An 18,625-nucleotide genomic window follows, 5' to 3' on the forward strand; every position below is an offset into this window, starting at 1 on the left:
ATGATTTTTAGGGTGCTTTTAGATATAATTGCTGTTTTTAAATTTGATTATGAAATTTTACGTTGTTGATTTAAAGATAAAATTTCAATTGATTATATGTGAATGGTGATCGGTTTTAGTAGCTCCATGACTTCATTATGTCAAGACATTTAAGTCTATTCTATAGTAGATGAATATGATGAATACGAAAAATTGTTAAAAGAAAGCTTTGTTAGCATTTACTGTTTTGGTTTTGTATAGTTACGAGAATAACAGCGATTAAATTGAGCGTTGAGAAAGATAATCATTGGAGGAGCGACATAAATATTTCGGATGTCATTGATAAGTTGTGAGAAGATAGAGGTATAGAGAACTTAATGACTCTTAAGCAATTTATTAGTTTTATTGATTTTGAAAGTTAAGCAATAAAAAACATGCTAACCGTATTGTTGAAGTTAGCATGTCTCTTTATTAATTAAAGCATTCCTTTATCATCGACGTCACTGTGGGCTTTATGCATAATTTGATGACGGTACTTGAACACGTTACGTACGATAGTTTTAAGTACTGCATAAAGTGGTACTGCGACTAAAATCAGTGTAAAGCCACCTAAACTACCTGAAGCTAAAATCACAATGATAATCGTAAGTGGATGAATGTTTAATGATTTACCCATAACGTTAGGTGTAATGACGTTACCTTCGAGTTGTTGTGCAATCAAAGTAATAACACAGACCCAAATGAACGTGGTTGGACTTTGAATTAAGCCTAAAATACCAGCTGGTAAGAACGCCATCCAAGGACCTAAAAACGGAATCATATTTGCTACAATCGCAAACATTACTAAGAGCATTGTGTACTCTAAACCGATAATCGAATAACCAATATATAAAATAGCCCCTAGAATTAAACTCACTGTCACTTGACCTTGAATGTAAGACATCAGCGTTTGGTTTAAATCTTTTAATAAGTTTACGATGAAAATTTTACGTTCGCCATTAAAAATATTTGCGACGGCTGGAATAAAGCGTTCGTGGTCTTTTAACATATAAATCAAGAAGAATGGTACTAAAATCAACAAGAACAATGTCGACACAATACTTGAAATAATGTTAAGCGAGTTAGACAACAAATCCGAAGCCATCTGACTAAAATAAGACACGATGTCGTTAATTTTTTCTGTCACTTGATCAGGTAAGCGATCGCGTTGGTCGAGTGCAAAATTAATTAAACGTTCAGCTTCACGTTGAATAAATGGAATTTGATGGATTAAATTCTCGATTTGTGTAGCAATAACCGGTCCAATCACACCAATCACTGCCGCCATCATTGCTGTTAATGCGAGTAAGATAATCGTAATACTTGCCCATCTCGGTAAATGACGCTTCTCGAGCATTTTTTGGAATGGCAAACAGATGTAAAATAAAAAACCACTCAGCAATAAAGGTAATATAATAGATTGAATGATAATAATGATTGGCATAAATATGTGGTTAACATCTAAAAATAATTTGATGATTAAAAATAAAAGTAGTAGTGCTACACCTGTTCGGAACCACACTTTATTTGTCATACATTGTTTCCTCCTTCTATAAGAACACTGATTACAGTATATCCCAATCAGAATCACGTTAAAAGAAAAAATTTAACCAATACTTGAATCATTTGCATTTTTTGCATGGTGTGTTGTTCTAAAAAAAGAGTTGCACGGAATTTTTTAACTGTGTATACTGATATCATATTTATCAGAAAATTATAAAAAAGGGTGCAGAAGAAAAAGGGGGAATGTTTATGTTAGAAACGATTGTGGGATGGCTTAATGAAGTTGTTTGGAGTAAGCCATTAGTTTATGGTCTTTTACTTACAGGGGTTGCATTTAGTTTGATGAGTCGTTTTTTACAAGTCCGTCACTTTAAAGAAATGATTCGTCTCATGTTTCAAGGTGAAAAGTCACCAACGGGGATTTCTAGTTTTCAGGCTATTGCGTTATCATTAGCAGGTCGTGTGGGGACAGGGAATATCGTTGGTGTTTCTACTGCGATTTTCATCGGGGGTCCTGGTGCAGTCTTTTGGATGTGGGCTACTGCATTTTTAGGCGCAGGAACAGCCTTTATCGAGTCAGCGCTAGGTCAAATTTATAAACAAGAAGAAGATGGCGAATACCGCGGGGGTCCGGCATATTATATTGAAAAAGGGATTAAAGGTAAATTTGGGAAGGTTTACGGTTTAGTCTTCGCGATTGTGACGATTATTTCAGTTGGTCTATTGTTGCCAGGTGTTCAGTCAAATGCGATTGCAAGTTCAATGCATAATGCGTTCGGTATTCCTGCGTGGGTGATTGCAGTCGTACTTGTAGTCGTTTTAGCACTCATTATTTTTGGTGGCGTAAAATGGATTGCGAAAGTAGCGACGGCAGTTGTTCCATTTATGGCGATTATTTATATTTTAATGGCGATTGTCATTATCATACTTAATATTCAAGAAGTACCTGCATTGTTTGCGCTTATCTTTAAATCAGCATTCGGTATGGAAGCCGCTTTTGGTGGTATTATCGGTGCAATGATTGAGATTGGTGTGAAACGTGGACTGTATTCAAATGAAGCAGGTCAAGGTACAGGACCTCACGCAGCGGCAGCAGCAGAAGTGTCTCATCCAGCGAAGCAAGGTCTCGTTCAAGCATTTTCTGTTTACGTGGATACATTATTCGTTTGTACAGCAACAGCGTTAATTATTTTAATTTCTGGTACATATAATACAACAGATGGAACAGTTGCGGCTGATGGTATGCCTGGTTTATTAAAAAATAGTGAAATTTTTGTGCAAAACGCGGATGGTACGAAAGATTACTCTGGTACTGCGATGTATGCACAAGCAGGGATTGATAAAGCGTTACAAGGTTCGAGTTACCACTTTGATCCGAATTTCTCAGGATTTGGTTCGTACTTTATCGCGATTGCGTTATTCTTCTTTGCCTTTACAACGATTTTAGCGTATTACTACATCGCTGAAACGAATGTTAGTTTCTTAACGAATCGTATTGCGAAAAATCAAAACCAATTATGGCGTAATGTGACACGTCTCGTCTTAATCGCAGCGACCGCATACGGTGCAGTGAAAACGGCTGACATCGCATGGGCTATGGGTGACTTAGGTGTCGGATTGATGGCATGGTTAAACATCATTGCGATTTGGATTTTATATCGACCAGCCATGCATGCATTAAAAGACTTTGAACGTCAGAAGAAGGAAAAAGGGACAGGCAAAACCGCGATTTACCGTCCAGATCCTAAAGAGATTCCAACTGCTACGTTCTGGTTAGAAGATTATCCGAAACGTTTGAAAGAAGAAGATATTCAACCGTAACGTCACAAATTAGACAAAATAGCGTCAAATCAAGCTTTATAGATTAACACAGCATGCGTCTCCTGATACAATGAGATTAATTCGTATGAGGAGGCGCTTTTTATGACTACATTTAATCCAGGTGAAGTAACGGTCACACACCTACAAAGCGACTACTTAGAGCGAGAAATTACATTATCAGTCTATTTGCCGAAAGATTATTCTGATTTATATAAATCGAAAGTAATTTTTTGTTTTGATGGTCGTGACTTTCTAAGGTATGGTCAACTTCATCGTGTATATGAGAAATTAAGAAAAAATGGGGAAGTCGAGCGTGCAATTATCGTCGGACTGCATTATCAAAATGTGAAGATGCGTCATATGGAATTCCATCCAGAAGGCGAAAAAGCTGCACAAACGGTTCAAGCGGTCGCAAATGAGATTTTACCGTGGATTGATGAGAATTTCGCAACATATAAAGTAGGGAACGCGAGAATTTTATTAGGTGATAGTTTAGCAGGGAGTATCGCATTGTTAACTGCACTTTCGTACCCACGTGTGATGAGTCAAGTCGGTTTATTGAGTCCGCATTATGATGATATTGTGAAACTCATTTTTAATCGTTGTCAGTTTAAATCAGAATTAAACATTTGGCATGCGGTAGGTAAAGAAGAGATTGATTTTAAATTGCCAACAAGTGGTGAGCGAGCAGACTTCTTAACACCTAACCGTACATTAAAAGATTTATTTGAATCGCAACAAATGACATATTACTACGAAGAATTAGATGGTGGGCACAATTGGAAAACTTGGCAGAAAGAATTGCCAAAAATGTTAACTTACTTTTTAAGTAACTAGTTTTAAGAAAATTTGCTATAATAAAAGTAAGCGAATACAAAGGAGGAATTCAAATGATTTTAGGATTAGCGTTAATTCCGTCAAAAGATTTCCAAAACGAGGTCAACGCTTATCGTAAACGTTATGATAAGCACTACACAATGATTCAACCTCATATTACGATTAAAAGTAATTTTGAAATTGATGAAAAAGATCTTGATCAAGTTAAAGCTGAAATAGAAAAACGTTTAGAAGGGGCACAACAAGCAGAGGTTTATGTATCAAAAGCATCAAACTTTGCACCGATTACAAACGTTATTTATTTTAAAGTCGAGAAAAATGCAGCACTAGAAGATTTATTCAACCGCTTTGATGGCGAAGATTTTTATGGTAAATCTGAACACGCATTTGTACCACACTTTACGATTGCACAAGGTTTAACAAGCCAAGAGTTTGAAGATATCTATGGTCAAGTGCATTTAGCAGGCATTGAACATAAAGAAATAATTGATACATTATCATTGATGCATTTTAAAGAAGATGTAGCAGAATGGGAAGAAATTGCTACGTTTTCTTTATAATATGATTGAAAAATAAAAAATGGGCTGATGTGGCATGGGGCGTGCATATCAGTCCATTTTTTAAGTTCGAAAATTCATATTATCTGTGTCTAGCAAAATATGAAAACCTATATAATATTGAGTGCATAAAGTTAATGATATAATAAAATGATATTAACAAAACTGTTAATGATGTTGTTTTTAGGCTGTTTATTTCAATTTCTGAGAAAACATACTTCATCTATATATTTTGTTAAGTGGTAGTGAAAAATTTTGTTTAAAAATATATAGGTAAGACAGTATGATATGAATAACCACAATAATCATTAGGCTAAGCTCTGTTTTATTAAAGCAACATACTTTTTTATGACAGTCTTTGCTAATATCCTTGCTATCGTTAAAACGCAGAGCTTTTCTGTTACGACGAAAGGAATCTTTCTATATTACACACCACTAATGATTGAGAACTTTTTAATATCAATAATTAAAATAACGGTCAGTGAACCTCTCACCAACCGTTAAAAATATATAACCCAAAAAATTCCCACAATAACGGCTAAAATTGACCGTTGTTGCGGGGATTTTATTATTGCTATAACTTTTGTAAAATGCCTAAGCTTGAGAAAAGAATAGCTACGATAATAACGATGAAAATCGCACGCGTTGAATTCATGTTTTTACGACCTAATAACCAATAAACACTGAAAACGACTGCTAAAGGTACAAGACGCGGTAAAATCATATCTGCATTTTCACTGAAATTTATAGTGACATCACCAAGTGTTGGCTCAAATGCAAATTTCACACGAATCATGGTCGCCACGAGGGCCCCGACCATAAAGACACCCATTAATGTTGCTGCATTTGTTAATGATTCTAAACGATGTTGCATCGTTGTAACGAGTGAAATCCCTTCTTTATAAGCGAATGGCAATTGTTTCCATCTGAAGCCAATGATGAATAAAACTGCGAAGAACCAAAGTAAAATACCGAATGGATTACCGTCTGTTGCCATATTTGCTGCGATGGCACCGAAAATCGTTGGAATTAATGAACCGAAAATGGCATCCCCAACTGCCGCGAATGGTCCCATTAAACCAACTTTAATCCCTTTTACAGACTCTTTTGCTTTAAGGCCTTCATTTTCTTCCATTGCGATATCGATACCTGTCACAATAGTATTAAAGTAGTTACTTGTATTGAAGAATTGCGCATGTGTACGCATCATTTCTTTTAATTCAGGTGAGTTATCACCATAAATTTTACGTAATTGCGGTAAAATCGTAAATAAGTAACCAGAGCCTTGCATACGCTCGTAGTTCCAACCCCATTGGAAGAACAGTAAGCTACGTAAGTTGATTTGACGAAAGTCTTTCTTCGTGAGTTGATATGGTTCTTTAGGGGGACTTCCTGTTAATGTTGGATCTTCAAATGGAGTGTTTAAGGCTAAAGGTTCTTTTGAATGTTTCGTTTTAGAGTTCGTCATCTTCTATTTCCCCCTCGTCATCTACATTTGACTGTTGACGTTGTTGACCCCCATAGCTTGGTGCTGTTTGCGTGCTACGTTGGTAAGCCATTGCTGCTAAACTGAAACCGATTAAAGCAACTGCAAGCATTGGAAGGGGACCCATTGCAGCTGTGAAGTTTTTGTCTAACCCAGCAACTGAAGTACCTAAAGTTGTTAAACCACCAAAAATCGTAACGAATAATGCAGTAATGATGAAACCAAGAATAAAGTATGGGTAATGACGTTTTAATGGTAAGTATTTTAATAAGATTGCGAAACCAACAGCTGGTAAAAGGGCACCTGCTAATGTTAAGCCATCACCTAACCATTTTAAGTCTGTGTTCAAGTAATTCACGACCGGTTTAACGATATTGCTACCGAAAGTCAAAGCTAAAAACACAGGAACCGCGCGTGATAATGACCACGGAATCGCACCGTATAAGTAGTTACGCTCAATGCCGCGATAGTCCATTTTTTCAATTTTGCTATCAATACGATGTGCAAAAAATGTGTTAGTGAAACGTGCTAAAATATCTGTTTGAATCATTAAACTCGCTACTGGTACCCCTAAAGTTGCTAACGCTTGTTCTGGGTTCATACCAATCGCAACTGAAAAGGCTACCGCTAATACTGTACCTGAGTTGGCATCGATATGAGACGCACCACCGAATGTCCCAACACCGAGGATTGTTAACTGCATACCGCCGCCGATGATAAGGCCTGTAGTGACATCCCCCATAACGAGACCACTGATAAGACCGGCCATAACAGGTTGTGCTAAAAACCCAAATGATAAGTTATCTAGGATTTGGACACCTGCATAGATTGTTAAAAGCAAAATTTGCCACCATAGCATATCCATAATTTTCAACTCCCTTTATGTTAACGCTTACATATTTTATTTAAACTGAAGCTATATGTGTAGTACATATAGCTTTAGAACAAAACAGTGTCATTTTGATTGAATTATTGACGTTGACGCTGTGCAGATTTGTTTCGCGCTTGTAAATGATCGAGTGTCGGTTTTGTTTCAGACAAAATCTGTAGTTCACCATTTTTCACAAAGCCTTCTTCTCTATCCGTCAATGCTTTAATCAATTGTTGTTTTAATTCATTTTTAATCGCTTGATATTCAGCTTCATGAATTAAGTTATGTTTTTCATGTGGGTCATCTTGATAATGAAACAATTGTTCAATGCCTCTTACTGGATACCAAGTGTACTTCCAAGCATCATTCATGATAAATTGGTTCGAATCTTTACCGAAACTGTGTTCACCATGTAAATATTCACGTGTCACAAAAGTATCATCATAAAGGGCAGGTTTTAAGCTCACACCATCAATGTTTTTGGGAATGTCGATATTGGCCAAATCTAATAAAGTTGGATAAATATCTCTTAATTCTCCAATTTGATGTAAATCGCGATGCTTTCCTTTTAATAAGTTGCCTTTATCATAAATCATCATCGGAATGTGAATGCTCCCTTGGTACGGATATGCTTTTCTGAATAAATTGTGTTCGCCTAATTGATCGCCATGATCTGATACAAATAAAATGATTGTATTTTTCGCGATTCGTTGTTCATTTAGCGCGATAAGGAAACGACCGATTTGGTGATCGATATGGGTGATATTGCCGTAATAACCTGCACGCATACGATCCAATTCGTCTTTATGATAATGTCCTTTTTTAGCTGTAATACTAAAAGGTAACGGCTCCTCTATATCTTTCCAGGCACCCATCTCAATCACTGGAAATTCATCTATTTTATTCATATACATATCAAAATAGTATTGAGGCGGATTGAGTGGTGGGTGAGGGCGTGTAAATGAAAGATTTAAGAAAAAAGGTTTTTCGGGGTCTCTTCTTTGTAAAAAACGTATACCTTCATGGACAACCCAGTTTGTAGGATGAAACTGTTCTCCATACATCCACGGACGAGCAACCCATGAATTTGGTTCGATGCCATCATCCATTAAGTCTGCGTGATGACCTAATTGCTCTTTCAACCACATTAAATAGTCGTCAGCATATTCAAAATTTTGACCATACGGTGCAGTGTACTTACGTGCTTCATGAAGATAACCATCATGTAACATGACATGGTCGAAGCCAATACGTTTTCGTTCAGGTGTCACGTGCAACTTGCCCACTGCTTCTGTTTGATAACCTGCATTTCTAAAACTGTCAGCCATAAATTGATCATAGGCCCAATCGACATTATCTTCATAACCGACTCGACCGTGATGGGCTTGTGATAAACCTGTCATCAATGCTGCACGACTTGCGATGCAACTTGGCACAGCAGTATACATTTGACTAAAATGATAACCTTGAGATGCCAACATATCCAAATGAGGTGTTGAAACGACAGGGTGATGATGATGACCTAACGTGTCAAAGCGCAGTTGATCCACACAAATGAGGATGATATTCGGTTGTTGTGTATCCATGCAATCTCTCCTTTCTCTATTTAATTAAAAAATAGCACTAATGGTACGTATTGACAATATGACCAATTTTAAGGAGAATAAGTGAATTATAGGGCTATCGATGTAAGCGTTTACTTAATTTTAGGGCATTTCAGCTTGTCATGAGTGGTTATAACAAGTTTTGAAAATTTTTGTCAATGTTGCTTGATTGCTCTATGTTCTTATATTTTTAGTAAATTGTTTGAACGCAATTGCTTTTAAATGATTTTGTTGAGTTGCACAGCGTAGTAGACGAAAGAAAGGTGGATTAGCGCGGACTTAAATTTGGAAAGCTAAGAAAGTATTGAAAAGAGCAATTATCAAACACAAAATAACAACGACTTTGAAACAAGTTTTGTGTTTGCTTCAAAGTCGTTGTTAATATTTTTAATATGTCCGTCGTTGTTTGACGAAATAAACGCCATAAAACAGAGCTAAGAAAAAGATAAGGAGTGCCGCAAAATAAAATGTAAAAATAGGGCTGCCCATAAATTGAGATATTGGTCCTCCGAATAATGGTCCAAGCATGGCACCAAAACCTTGGATACTATTGATCACACCCCAAGTTTCTTCTTGTTCACTCGGATGAATGAATTGTGCCATAAATGTATTCCATGTCGGTAAAAGTAAACCGTACAGTAAGCCGATAAATAATGCGATAATCCAAACAATGACAATTTGCTGAATCAATGTTAATGCGAAAATTGCCAAGCCATAAATGATAAAACCCGCGAAAATTACACTATACATAAAACGTGTAGAATAGGCATCGATCATTTTAGATAAAAACAGCATCGAAATCGTACAACCGATACCGCCAATGACAATCGCTACCGTATATTCAACGGTACTTACACCAACGATATCCACGGCATATTGAGGCAAGACAGGAATGAGTGCGCTAATCGCAATCCCTTGCAGTAAAATTCCTGGAAAGAGCACAAGGTGACGCTGTGATACACTCACAATTTGTTTGAGCTGTTGTTTCACATTTTTCGTATTATAATCTGTTAACTTCACTTTAACAAAATAATAAAGCACAAAAGCAATCGCTACACAAAGGGCCATCAAAAAGTTAAAATGTGTCGGATGAGCTTTGAAAATTAAGTTCATTCCAATCATACCGGCTAACATCCCTGCAAGCCATGCAAAATAAACGTAACCCATCTGAGTACCACGTATTCTTTCATCTACACTAGCGAGCATGATAACCCATATTGGACAGACGGCAACACCGAGCATGACAGCACTTAAAATAAGCGTCACCGGCGAGGTCGGCATCCAAATAATTAAAAAGAGACTCACTAAAGCGAGAAAAAAGCCTGAAGTGAGTACAACTTTAGCGCCAAAACGTTTCAACACAAAGCCAACGAAAAAGTTTGTTATTGAGTCAGCGATAAAATGTATGGAAATTGCAATTGAAGTAATACTAACAGCAATGGTTGTTGCGGTTGGTAATAAAGGTAAATAACTTAATACATACATTCCTCTTGCAAATTCCATCAGAAATAAAATGACTAATAGGATATAGAAATTCCGCATAGCTATCTTATTTGACGAGTAGTTTTGCATATAAAGGCACCTTTCCATATACAGTTTCGAATGTTGAAGCATTGTAAAGTAAGTCTAACAAGTCTTGGCATAAACGTTTCGTCGCATGTGGTTGACGGGCTTCACTCATATTGTGTATCATTTGGTCAATTTCGTTTGAGTGACGTGTTAAATGCGTTACAATATCAATCGCCTCTGTCGGTGTGTTCGCAATTTTCCCGAAGCCTTTTTGTTCAAAATAGAGCGCGTTTTCTAGTTCTTGACCTGGCGCGGGATTCAAGAAAATCATTGGTATTTTTCGGATTAATGCTTCTGAAATGGTAATGCCACCCGGTTTCGTAATCATTAAATGACTTGCCGCCATCCATTCATTCATATGGGTCGTATAACCTAAAATAAGCACGTTAGGATTGTCTTTAAACGAAGCAGACAATTGACGTTTCAGTTCTTTGCTATGACCGCATATCATGACGACTTGGGCATTCTGACTTTCATCAAGGATACGTTGAATCATTTCGTCAAATCCTTTAGACACACCAAACGCACCTGCCGACATTAAAATGGTTTGCGCTTCGGGGTCAAGGTGATGTTGACGTAACCAAGCTACACGATCAATCGGTTCTTCAAATTTTTCAGAAATAGGGATACCTGTTACTTTAATACGATCACTTGGAATGCCCACCGCTTCAAATTCTTGCTTCAAATCATGAGTGGCTAAATAATAGCGCTCAGAATTCGGTGTAATCCAGTTTTTGTGCATACGATAATCTGTCATGACCGTCGCAATCGGAATGTTCATATTAAACTGCTCGGTTAATACAGACATGACTGGTGTCGGGAAAGTTACCAAAATCAAATCTGGCTTTTCTTTTAATAGTAAGTTGAGTAATTTATTTAAACCGTAATATTTATAGAAGCACTTATCTAATTGGTCAGGGCGACTATAATAAAATGCTTTATACATACGGCGGAAATACTTAAAGCTATTGATGTACCACTTTTTAGTAATCGTTGTCATAATCGGATGTGCTTCTAAAAACAAATCACGTTGTATGACTGTCAGATTGTCAAGATTCATTTGATTCAACTGTTCAACAATACTGTTCGTCACTTGAATATGGCCATTGCCGAATGAACCGGTGATAATCAATATTTTTTTCTTTTCAGTGATCATGAAAGCCACCCTCCGAGATATTGAGACTTTAACTGGTTCTATGCTAGTGTACCGCAATTTGTACGTCTTGTGAAAAGTTAATGGCATTTCTTACAAAACGATAACAATGTTAAAATCATTTTAACTGTACACCTCGTTGTAAAAGATGAGAAAATGTGTATATGCTACCCATATTTTACGGTAAATTCATTATATTATCTTAATATACTCCATAGATAGGCACAATAGTGATTTACATATTTCAGTCTTAAGATGTAAGAAAGAATAAAATAATATTTAAATCAATATACCCGTATATTAAAATTTCAATCGTATTTGACTGATAAAAAGCAGTTGGAGTTGGGATATAGAAAAATTTTAACCTCAATCCATTAATAGATTTGTGATGTATGAATGATTTTAAATATTTAGGAAAATGAGGATGAAGAGGAGATGAAAAATTGATGCTATTGTTTTTTGATTTCATAAAACTTCCTATCATGGTGTTTCCTGTAAAAACGCGAAGCCATGAAGATAATCAAAAACCACAAAGCTATAGGGAAGGCAAGTTTGACAAAAATATTTGCAGCAATGGCATCAAAAATTTTCTATGTTCCAACTCCATTCCTAATAGGATTTCAAGCAAAAAAGTGTATAATAAATGAGTGTATATATAAAGGAGAGATGTCTGTGAATGCACAACAATTATTTGATCATATTTTAATTAAACAGGTCATAGGACGTTTAGATATTGAAGTGAATGATATTACGACAGATTCGCGTCAAGCAAAGGCTGGCAGTATCTTTGTCGCATCAAAAGGCTATACCGTCGATAGTCATCGTTTTGCGCAAGACGTCGTAGAACAAGGATGTCAGATTGTTGTTGTGAATCGTGCGCTTGAATTACAAGGTGACGTCACACAAGTGATAGTACCAGATACATTACGTGTCGCGAGTCACTTAGTGCATCATTTGTATGGGTTTCCAAGCAAGCAGCTGACGACGATTGGTGTCACAGGGACAAATGGTAAGACATCGATTGCGACGATGATTCATCACATTTATCGAAAGTTAGGCAAAGGTAGTGCGTATTTAGGTACGAATGGCTTTCAAATTAACGAAACAGTGACAAAAGGTGTGAACACAACACCAGAAACCGTTGTCTTAACGAAGAAGATTCATGAAGCGGTAGAAGCAGGGGCTGAAGCGATGACATTAGAAGTGTCCTCGCATGGACTTAGTTTAGGTCGCTTGAGTGGCGTTGAATTTGATGTTGCGATATTTTCAAATTTAACACAAGATCATCTCGATTTTCATGGCACAATGGAGGCGTACGGTCATGCGAAATCGTTGCTATTTAGTCAACTCGGTCAAGATTTGAGTCGTGATAAATACGTCATTATTAACGCAGATGACCCATTTTCTACTTATTTAAAATCAGTTACGCCATACGAAAGCTTAACATATGGCATTGAACAAGAGGCGCAGTTTATGGCAACCAATATTCATGAATCTTTACAAGGCGTGACGTTTGATTTTGTAACACCTTTTGGTACATATCCAGTGCGTTCGCCGTACATCGGTCGTTTCAACATTGCGAACTTAATGGCAGCAATGTTAGGTGTATGGGTGAAAGGTGCACCACTAGAAACGGTCACAAAAGTCGTCGCTGATTTAGAACCAGTAGAAGGGCGTTTAGAAGTACTCGATCCATCATTGCCAATCGATTTAATTATTGATTATGCGCATACAGCAGATGGTATGGCGAAATTGATTGATGCAGTCGAGCCGTTCGTTAAGCAAAAACTTATTTTCCTAGTTGGCATGGCTGGAGAACGCGATTTAACGAAAACGCCTGAAATGGGACGTGTCGCTTCACGTGCAGATTATGTCATTTTCACACCAGATAATCCAGCAAATGATGATCCGAAAATGTTAACGGCTGAACTTGCGAAAGGCGCGACACATGATCGTTATGTGGAGTTTACAGACCGTGCAGAAGGTATTCGCCATGCGATAGAAGTGGCAGAACCAGGGGATACTGTTGTACTTGCATCTAAAGGACGTGAACCGTATCAAATTATGCCAGGTCACGTCAAAGTGCCTCATCGTGATGATTTAATCGGGTTAGAAGCGGCGTATCAAAAATTCGGTGGAGGTCCAAATGAAAATTAGGGAAAGTCATAGTGAAAATTATTCAGCTAAGGTTTGGTTATATCACAATCAAAAAGAACATTATATTGTCGTATCGATTCCAGATTTATACTGGTCGATTCAAATAGAAGATACACTATATGGTGAAGAACTAACAGAACATTTATTTGTGCATTTATTTAATGTGATAAATGAGGAAGAAGCGCAAATTTTAGCATTACGTATCACAAGATGGTTACAAGAAGTTTGATGAATTAAAGGAGACGTACAATGAGTATTAAAAAAGAAGTAGAATCACGCAAGACGTTTGCGATTATTTCTCACCCTGATGCGGGGAAAACGACATTAACTGAAAAATTGCTGTACTTTAGTGGTGCGATTCGTGAAGCAGGGACAGTCAAAGGGAAGAAAACAGGTAAATTTGCGACAAGTGACTGGATGAAAGTTGAACAAGAACGTGGGATTTCAGTTACAAGTTCTGTCATGCAGTTTGATTACGATGATTTTAAAATTAACATTTTAGATACGCCAGGGCATGAAGATTTCTCTGAAGATACGTACCGAACGTTAATGGCGGTCGATAGTGCGGTCATGGTTATTGACTGTGCAAAAGGGATTGAGCCACAAACATTAAAGTTATTCAAAGTATGTAAAATGCGAGGGATTCCTATTTTTACATTTATTAACAAACTTGACCGTGTTGGAAAAGAACCGTTCGATTTGTTAGATGAAATTGAATCAACACTTGGTATCGAAACGTATCCGATGAACTGGCCAATTGGTATGGGACAAAACTTTTTCGGGATTATTGACCGAAAAGAACGTACGATTGAGCCGTTCCGTGATGAAGAAAACACTTTGCATATTAATGAAGAGTATGAATTAGAAGAGGCGCATGACATTGCGAATGATAGTATTTTTACGCAAGCGATTGAAGAGTTAATGCTTGTAGATGAAGCAGGTGAGTCATTCGATAATGATGCCTTAATGCGTGGAGATTTAACACCAGTCTTTTTCGGCTCAGCATTAGCGAATTTCGGAGTACAAAATTTCTTGAATGCTTATGTTGACCACGCACCGATGCCACATGCACGTCAAACAGATGAAGAGGTTGAGGTGAGCCCGTTCGATACAGATTTTTCAGGGTTTATCTTTAAAATCCAAGCGAACATGGACCCGAAACACCGCGACCGTATTGCCTTTATGCGTGTTGTCAGCGGTGCGTTCGAGCGTGGTATGGACGTGACATTACAACGAACAGGTAAAAAACAGAAAATCACACGTTCAACAAGTTTTATGGCCGATGACAAATCGACAGTGAATCATGCTGTAGCGGGTGACATTATCGGTTTATATGATACAGGAAATTACCAAATTGGGGATACACTTGTTGCAGGTAACCAGAAGTTCCATTTCAAGGCATTGCCTCAGTTTACACCTGAAATTTTCATGAAAGTATCGCCGAAAAACGTCATGAAACAGAAGCACTTCCATAAAGGGATTGAACAGCTCGTGCAAGAAGGGGCGATTCAATACTATAAATCACCACATACGAACCAAATCATTTTAGGTGCAGTAGGACAACTCCAATTTGAAGTGTTCGAACATCGCATGAACAATGAATATAATGTCGATGTTGTGATGGAACCTGTCGGCAAAAAAATCGCGCGTTGGATTGAAAATGAAGAAGACGTGCAAGATAAGATGAGTACGAGTCGTTCAATTTTAGTAAATGACCGCTATGATAATAAAGTCTTTTTATTTGAAAATGATTTTGCGACACGTTGGTTTGAAGAAAAATTCCCAGAAATTAAACTGTATAGCTTGCTATAATGTGTTGATATACACATGATAGTGAATAAACAATGAACAAAGCAGACGATGTGTTGGATAGAGGCACAGTCTGCTTTGTTCATTGTTGAAGATGTCCTGTAAACAATAAAAGATGAGATGCGTTGGTTATGAATATTTTTTAATTTCAAGATAATAGGCTGTTATTTTCATAAAAAATTGGGTATAATGTTAACATCATAATTAAATACCTGTGACTGACTATTGTCAGAGGGGAGTAACTTGATTAGCGTAACAAACGTTAATAACGCTTTGTCGTCATTACGAAGAAACTGAATTTCTTCCGGTGAAGCGGGCATGATAAAATTGCTAAGTGAGACCTTTGCTATTGATTTAGCATGGGTCTCTTTAATTATGTCTTTCACTGAGCGTGGGTGTTCACGCGAAACAATGAAATGATACGGGGCGAGCACATGCGCCCATATAAAAAATTGAAGGAGTGATCTGTTAATGGATCCGAGTTTGTTATTATCTTATGGATGGGTCATATTAGTACTTGTATTTTTAGAAGGACTATTGGCTGCAGATAATGCAATTGTTATGGCTGTGATGGTGAAACATTTACCACCAGAACAACGTAAAAAAGCACTATTTTATGGTTTGTTAGGCGCATTTGTTTTCCGTTTTATCGCATTATTCTTAATTAGTATTTTAGCGAATTTCTGGTGGATTCAAGCGATCGGTGCGGCATATCTCATATATATGTCAGCGAAAAACTTATATGACTTTTTCAAACATAAAGGTGGAGAACACGAACAACCTGACAACGATGATCATCATTATGACGAGTCAGGTGTTGAGAAAAAAGTGAGTGCGAAAGAATTTTGGGGCACTGTCCTCAAAGTTGAAGTTGCAGATATTGCTTTTGCGATTGACTCTATGTTAGCAGCATTAGCGATTGCTGTAACATTACCGACGATCGGTGTGCATTTCGGTGGTATGGATGCAGGTCAATTCGCGGTGATGTTTATCGGTGGTCTTATCGGTGTCATTTTAATGCGTTTTGCTGCAACATTCTTTGTAGGGCTACTGAACAAGTATCCTGGTCTTGAAGGTGCTGCCTTTGCGATTGTTGGATGGGTCGGAATCAAACTTGTCGTACTCGTCTTAGCACATGAAGATATCGGTATGATCCCACATGATTTTCCACATTCTACATTGTGGCAAATCATTTTCTGGACAGTCATGATTGGACTTGTACTGATCGGTTGGTTTACATCAGTGGTGCGTAATAAAAAACATGATGCATCTTAATGAAAGCTGAATAAGGGCGTTTGACTTAGGCTGGGATATTACGTTATCCTGGCCTTTCTTTATGTTTTAATGTATTAAAGTAAAAGCAATATCAGTGGTCAAACAGGGGATAGCTGCTTTGTTGTTGAATGGTGTAAAGTGAAACATGTATTTAAGATTCAATAAAAATAAATATTGTCAGCATGCGATGTATCGTAGAAAATACAACTTAAAACCATTCAAAAAGTTTGTGATATATAAGTAAAGATTACAGAAATTTAAGTAGCGATATGTCATAATAGATAAAAGAGATACATAAGGAGGGCGTGCAATGGAACGAGATCAAAAACATGTGATTCCAAGGCAACATTATAAGCGCAAACGTCGCGAATATTTCCATAATGAAGAGCGTGAGGAAAGACTCAAAGCTGAAGAAAAAGAAAACGCGCTCAAAGCTGAAAAGGAAAAAAAGCAAGCGAAAAATAATGAAGAACGTGTCAAAGATAATCTACGTAAAGCACGTATTGAAAAATTAACGCATGACGATGGGGATAAAAATCAACAACCATCTGAAATAACAGCCGAACAAAAATCCGAAAGTGCACGACCACTTGAAGAGACATCATCAGTGACTATCAATGGCAGTGAAGCGAAAGAACCGGCGCGTACAGGTGCAGTAGCCGAAACAACGCATCAGTTAAACAAGTCGCCACATGAGACATCAGAGGCAACCGCAAAGACTGAAGATGAACAAGGCCATACTGAAGACAATCACCAAACAGAAGCGTCGAAACATCAATATACAACTAAACGTGACTGGACTGAAAAAGTCACACAATTCATCTCTAGAGAATGGGCAAAAATTTTAATCGTGCTCGCAGCCATTTTAGTATTGTTGTTATTGTTTGCTATTTTTAATAACGTCAATAAAAGCGACAATGCGAATATGAAACAAGCACTTGAAACGCAACAGAAAGAGAAGGGAACGAATAAAAAAGTCACACAAACGATGGCAAATGCGAATACAGCTGTAAAATCTGTCGTTTCGATTGAAAATAATAGTCAGCCTACACCGGATGCAGTTCAAGATTCAGATGCTCAGGCACAAGTTGAAAAAGAAAGTGGATCGGGTGTCGTCTACAAAAAAGTAGGCGACACTCTTTACATACTGACAAATGCGCATGTCGTTGGAGATCGTAAAGAACATGAACTCACTTTTGGTAATAAGCAAACCGCTAAGGCTAAAGTGATTGGTAAGTATAAAATGGCTGATATTGCTGTGATGACGATGAGAGCCCCTAAAGGCGATACATTAAAACCGCTTAAACACGGAGATTCTAGTGCAGTTGTATTAGGAGAACCGGTTTTAGTTGTGGGCAATCCGTTAAGTCTTGACTTCCAAAATACAGTCGGTGAAGGTATTGTATCAGGATTAAATCGTGATGTTCCAGTAGACCTCAATCAAGACGATAAATATGATACATTACTCAGTACGTTCCAAGTTGATGCACCGATTAATCCAGGTGACTCAGGAGGCGCGGTAGTCGATCAAGAAGGCCATTTAATTGGTATCGCATCATTAAAAATTAACATGCCAAGTGTTCAAAATATGGGATTTGCCATTCCGATTAACTCAGCGTTAGCCATTGCGCAAAAAATCGAAAAAGAAGGTGACATTCAACAACCGAAGACGGATATTGATATACATAACGTGGTGGATGTTGATAAAGCGACACGTGATGACTATAAAATTCCTCAAGATGTATCAACAGGTGTTGTCGTTCAAAAAGTGAACGAAAACAGTCCGGCCAAAAATTCTGGTTTGAAAAAAGGCGATGTCATAGTAGAATTAGATAGTAAACCTATCAAAGATAATTTGGCTTATAAACAAAAGTTAACGCAACACATTGATCAACAAAAGCCAGTGAAGTTAAAGGTCTTACGTGAAAATGAGGTGAAAGAAATCTCATTCAAATTGAAATAACT

General features: G+C 37.4%; 14 protein-coding genes. 8 read left to right on the top strand and 6 right to left on the bottom strand.

Features of this window, described 5'->3' with window-relative positions:
• Positions 1-454 precede the first annotated feature (454 nt).
• Positions 455-1,552 (bottom strand): lipoteichoic acid biosynthesis protein CozEa, encoded by a 1,098-nt coding sequence (gene cozEa, locus BJK46_RS07710; protein ID WP_014614354.1) that lies wholly within the window; start codon positions 1,550-1,552, stop codon positions 455-457.
• A gap of 218 nt (positions 1,553-1,770) precedes the next feature.
• Between cozEa and BJK46_RS07715 the strand changes: the two genes are divergently transcribed.
• The 3 genes from BJK46_RS07715 (at position 1,771) to BJK46_RS07725 (ending at position 4,739) form a co-directional block, all read left to right on the top strand.
• Positions 1,771-3,342: an alanine/glycine:cation symporter family protein gene (locus tag BJK46_RS07715; protein ID WP_014614353.1), complete on the top strand. Its 1,572-nt coding sequence runs from the start codon at positions 1,771-1,773 to the stop codon at positions 3,340-3,342.
• Between the two features lie 102 nt (positions 3,343-3,444).
• Positions 3,445-4,179, top strand: a complete 735-nt coding sequence (locus BJK46_RS07720; RefSeq protein WP_014614352.1) for an esterase family protein — start codon at positions 3,445-3,447, stop codon at positions 4,177-4,179.
• A 53-nt stretch (positions 4,180-4,232) separates the two neighbouring features.
• The gene (locus BJK46_RS07725; protein WP_014614351.1) at positions 4,233-4,739 is read left to right on the top strand and encodes a 2'-5' RNA ligase family protein; all 507 of its coding nucleotides are present in this window, start codon (positions 4,233-4,235) and stop codon (positions 4,737-4,739) included.
• 571 nt (positions 4,740-5,310) lie between these two features.
• Here the strand turns inward: BJK46_RS07725 and BJK46_RS07730 are convergent.
• The 5 genes from BJK46_RS07730 to BJK46_RS07750 all read right to left on the bottom strand — a co-directional run bounded on the left by BJK46_RS07730 (position 5,311) and on the right by BJK46_RS07750 (position 11,422).
• Positions 5,311-6,204: a PTS system mannose/fructose/sorbose family transporter subunit IID gene (locus BJK46_RS07730; RefSeq protein WP_037543485.1), complete on the bottom strand. Its 894-nt coding sequence runs from the start codon at positions 6,202-6,204 to the stop codon at positions 5,311-5,313.
• Positions 6,191-7,087, bottom strand: a complete 897-nt coding sequence (locus tag BJK46_RS07735; protein ID WP_015728906.1) for a PTS mannose/fructose/sorbose/N-acetylgalactosamine transporter subunit IIC — start codon at positions 7,085-7,087, stop codon at positions 6,191-6,193. Before BJK46_RS07735 ends, BJK46_RS07730 begins: the two co-directional genes overlap by 14 nt.
• 104 nt (positions 7,088-7,191) lie before the next feature.
• Positions 7,192-8,679: an arylsulfatase gene (locus tag BJK46_RS07740; RefSeq protein ID WP_099992108.1), complete on the bottom strand. Its 1,488-nt coding sequence runs from the start codon at positions 8,677-8,679 to the stop codon at positions 7,192-7,194.
• A gap of 405 nt (positions 8,680-9,084) precedes the next feature.
• Positions 9,085-10,269: a lipoteichoic acid biosynthesis MFS flippase LtaA gene (ltaA, locus tag BJK46_RS07745; RefSeq protein WP_014614347.1), complete on the bottom strand. Its 1,185-nt coding sequence runs from the start codon at positions 10,267-10,269 to the stop codon at positions 9,085-9,087.
• Positions 10,247-11,422 (bottom strand): diglucosyl diacylglycerol synthase, encoded by a 1,176-nt coding sequence (locus BJK46_RS07750; protein WP_014614346.1) that lies wholly within the window; start codon positions 11,420-11,422, stop codon positions 10,247-10,249. Before BJK46_RS07750 ends, ltaA begins: the two co-directional genes overlap by 23 nt.
• 669 nt (positions 11,423-12,091) lie before the next feature.
• Here BJK46_RS07750 and BJK46_RS07760 point away from each other — a divergent pair.
• From BJK46_RS07760 to BJK46_RS07780, 5 genes are all read left to right on the top strand, one after another.
• Positions 12,092-13,576 carry a UDP-N-acetylmuramoyl-L-alanyl-D-glutamate--L-lysine ligase gene (locus BJK46_RS07760; RefSeq protein WP_014614345.1) on the top strand — a complete coding sequence of 495 codons (1,485 nt, stop codon included), beginning with the start codon at positions 12,092-12,094 and terminating at the stop codon, positions 13,574-13,576.
• Positions 13,566-13,805 (top strand): YueH family protein, encoded by a 240-nt coding sequence (locus tag BJK46_RS07765; protein ID WP_014614344.1) that lies wholly within the window; start codon positions 13,566-13,568, stop codon positions 13,803-13,805. The genes BJK46_RS07760 and BJK46_RS07765 overlap by 11 nt, the downstream gene beginning before the upstream one ends.
• 20 nt (positions 13,806-13,825) lie before the next feature.
• Entirely contained in the window at positions 13,826-15,388 is a 1,563-nt protein-coding gene (locus BJK46_RS07770; RefSeq protein ID WP_014614343.1) for a peptide chain release factor 3, read from the top strand.
• A gap of 462 nt (positions 15,389-15,850) precedes the next feature.
• Positions 15,851-16,660: a TerC family protein gene (locus tag BJK46_RS07775; protein WP_172425808.1), complete on the top strand. Its 810-nt coding sequence runs from the start codon at positions 15,851-15,853 to the stop codon at positions 16,658-16,660.
• Between the two features lie 310 nt (positions 16,661-16,970).
• Entirely contained in the window at positions 16,971-18,623 is a 1,653-nt protein-coding gene (locus tag BJK46_RS07780; RefSeq protein ID WP_103263540.1) for a S1C family serine protease, read from the top strand.
• Positions 18,624-18,625 lie beyond the last annotated feature (2 nt).

The sequence above is a fragment of the Staphylococcus pseudintermedius genome, from assembly GCF_001792775.2.
In the GTDB taxonomy this organism is placed as follows: Bacteria; Bacillota; Bacilli; order Staphylococcales; family Staphylococcaceae; genus Staphylococcus; species Staphylococcus pseudintermedius.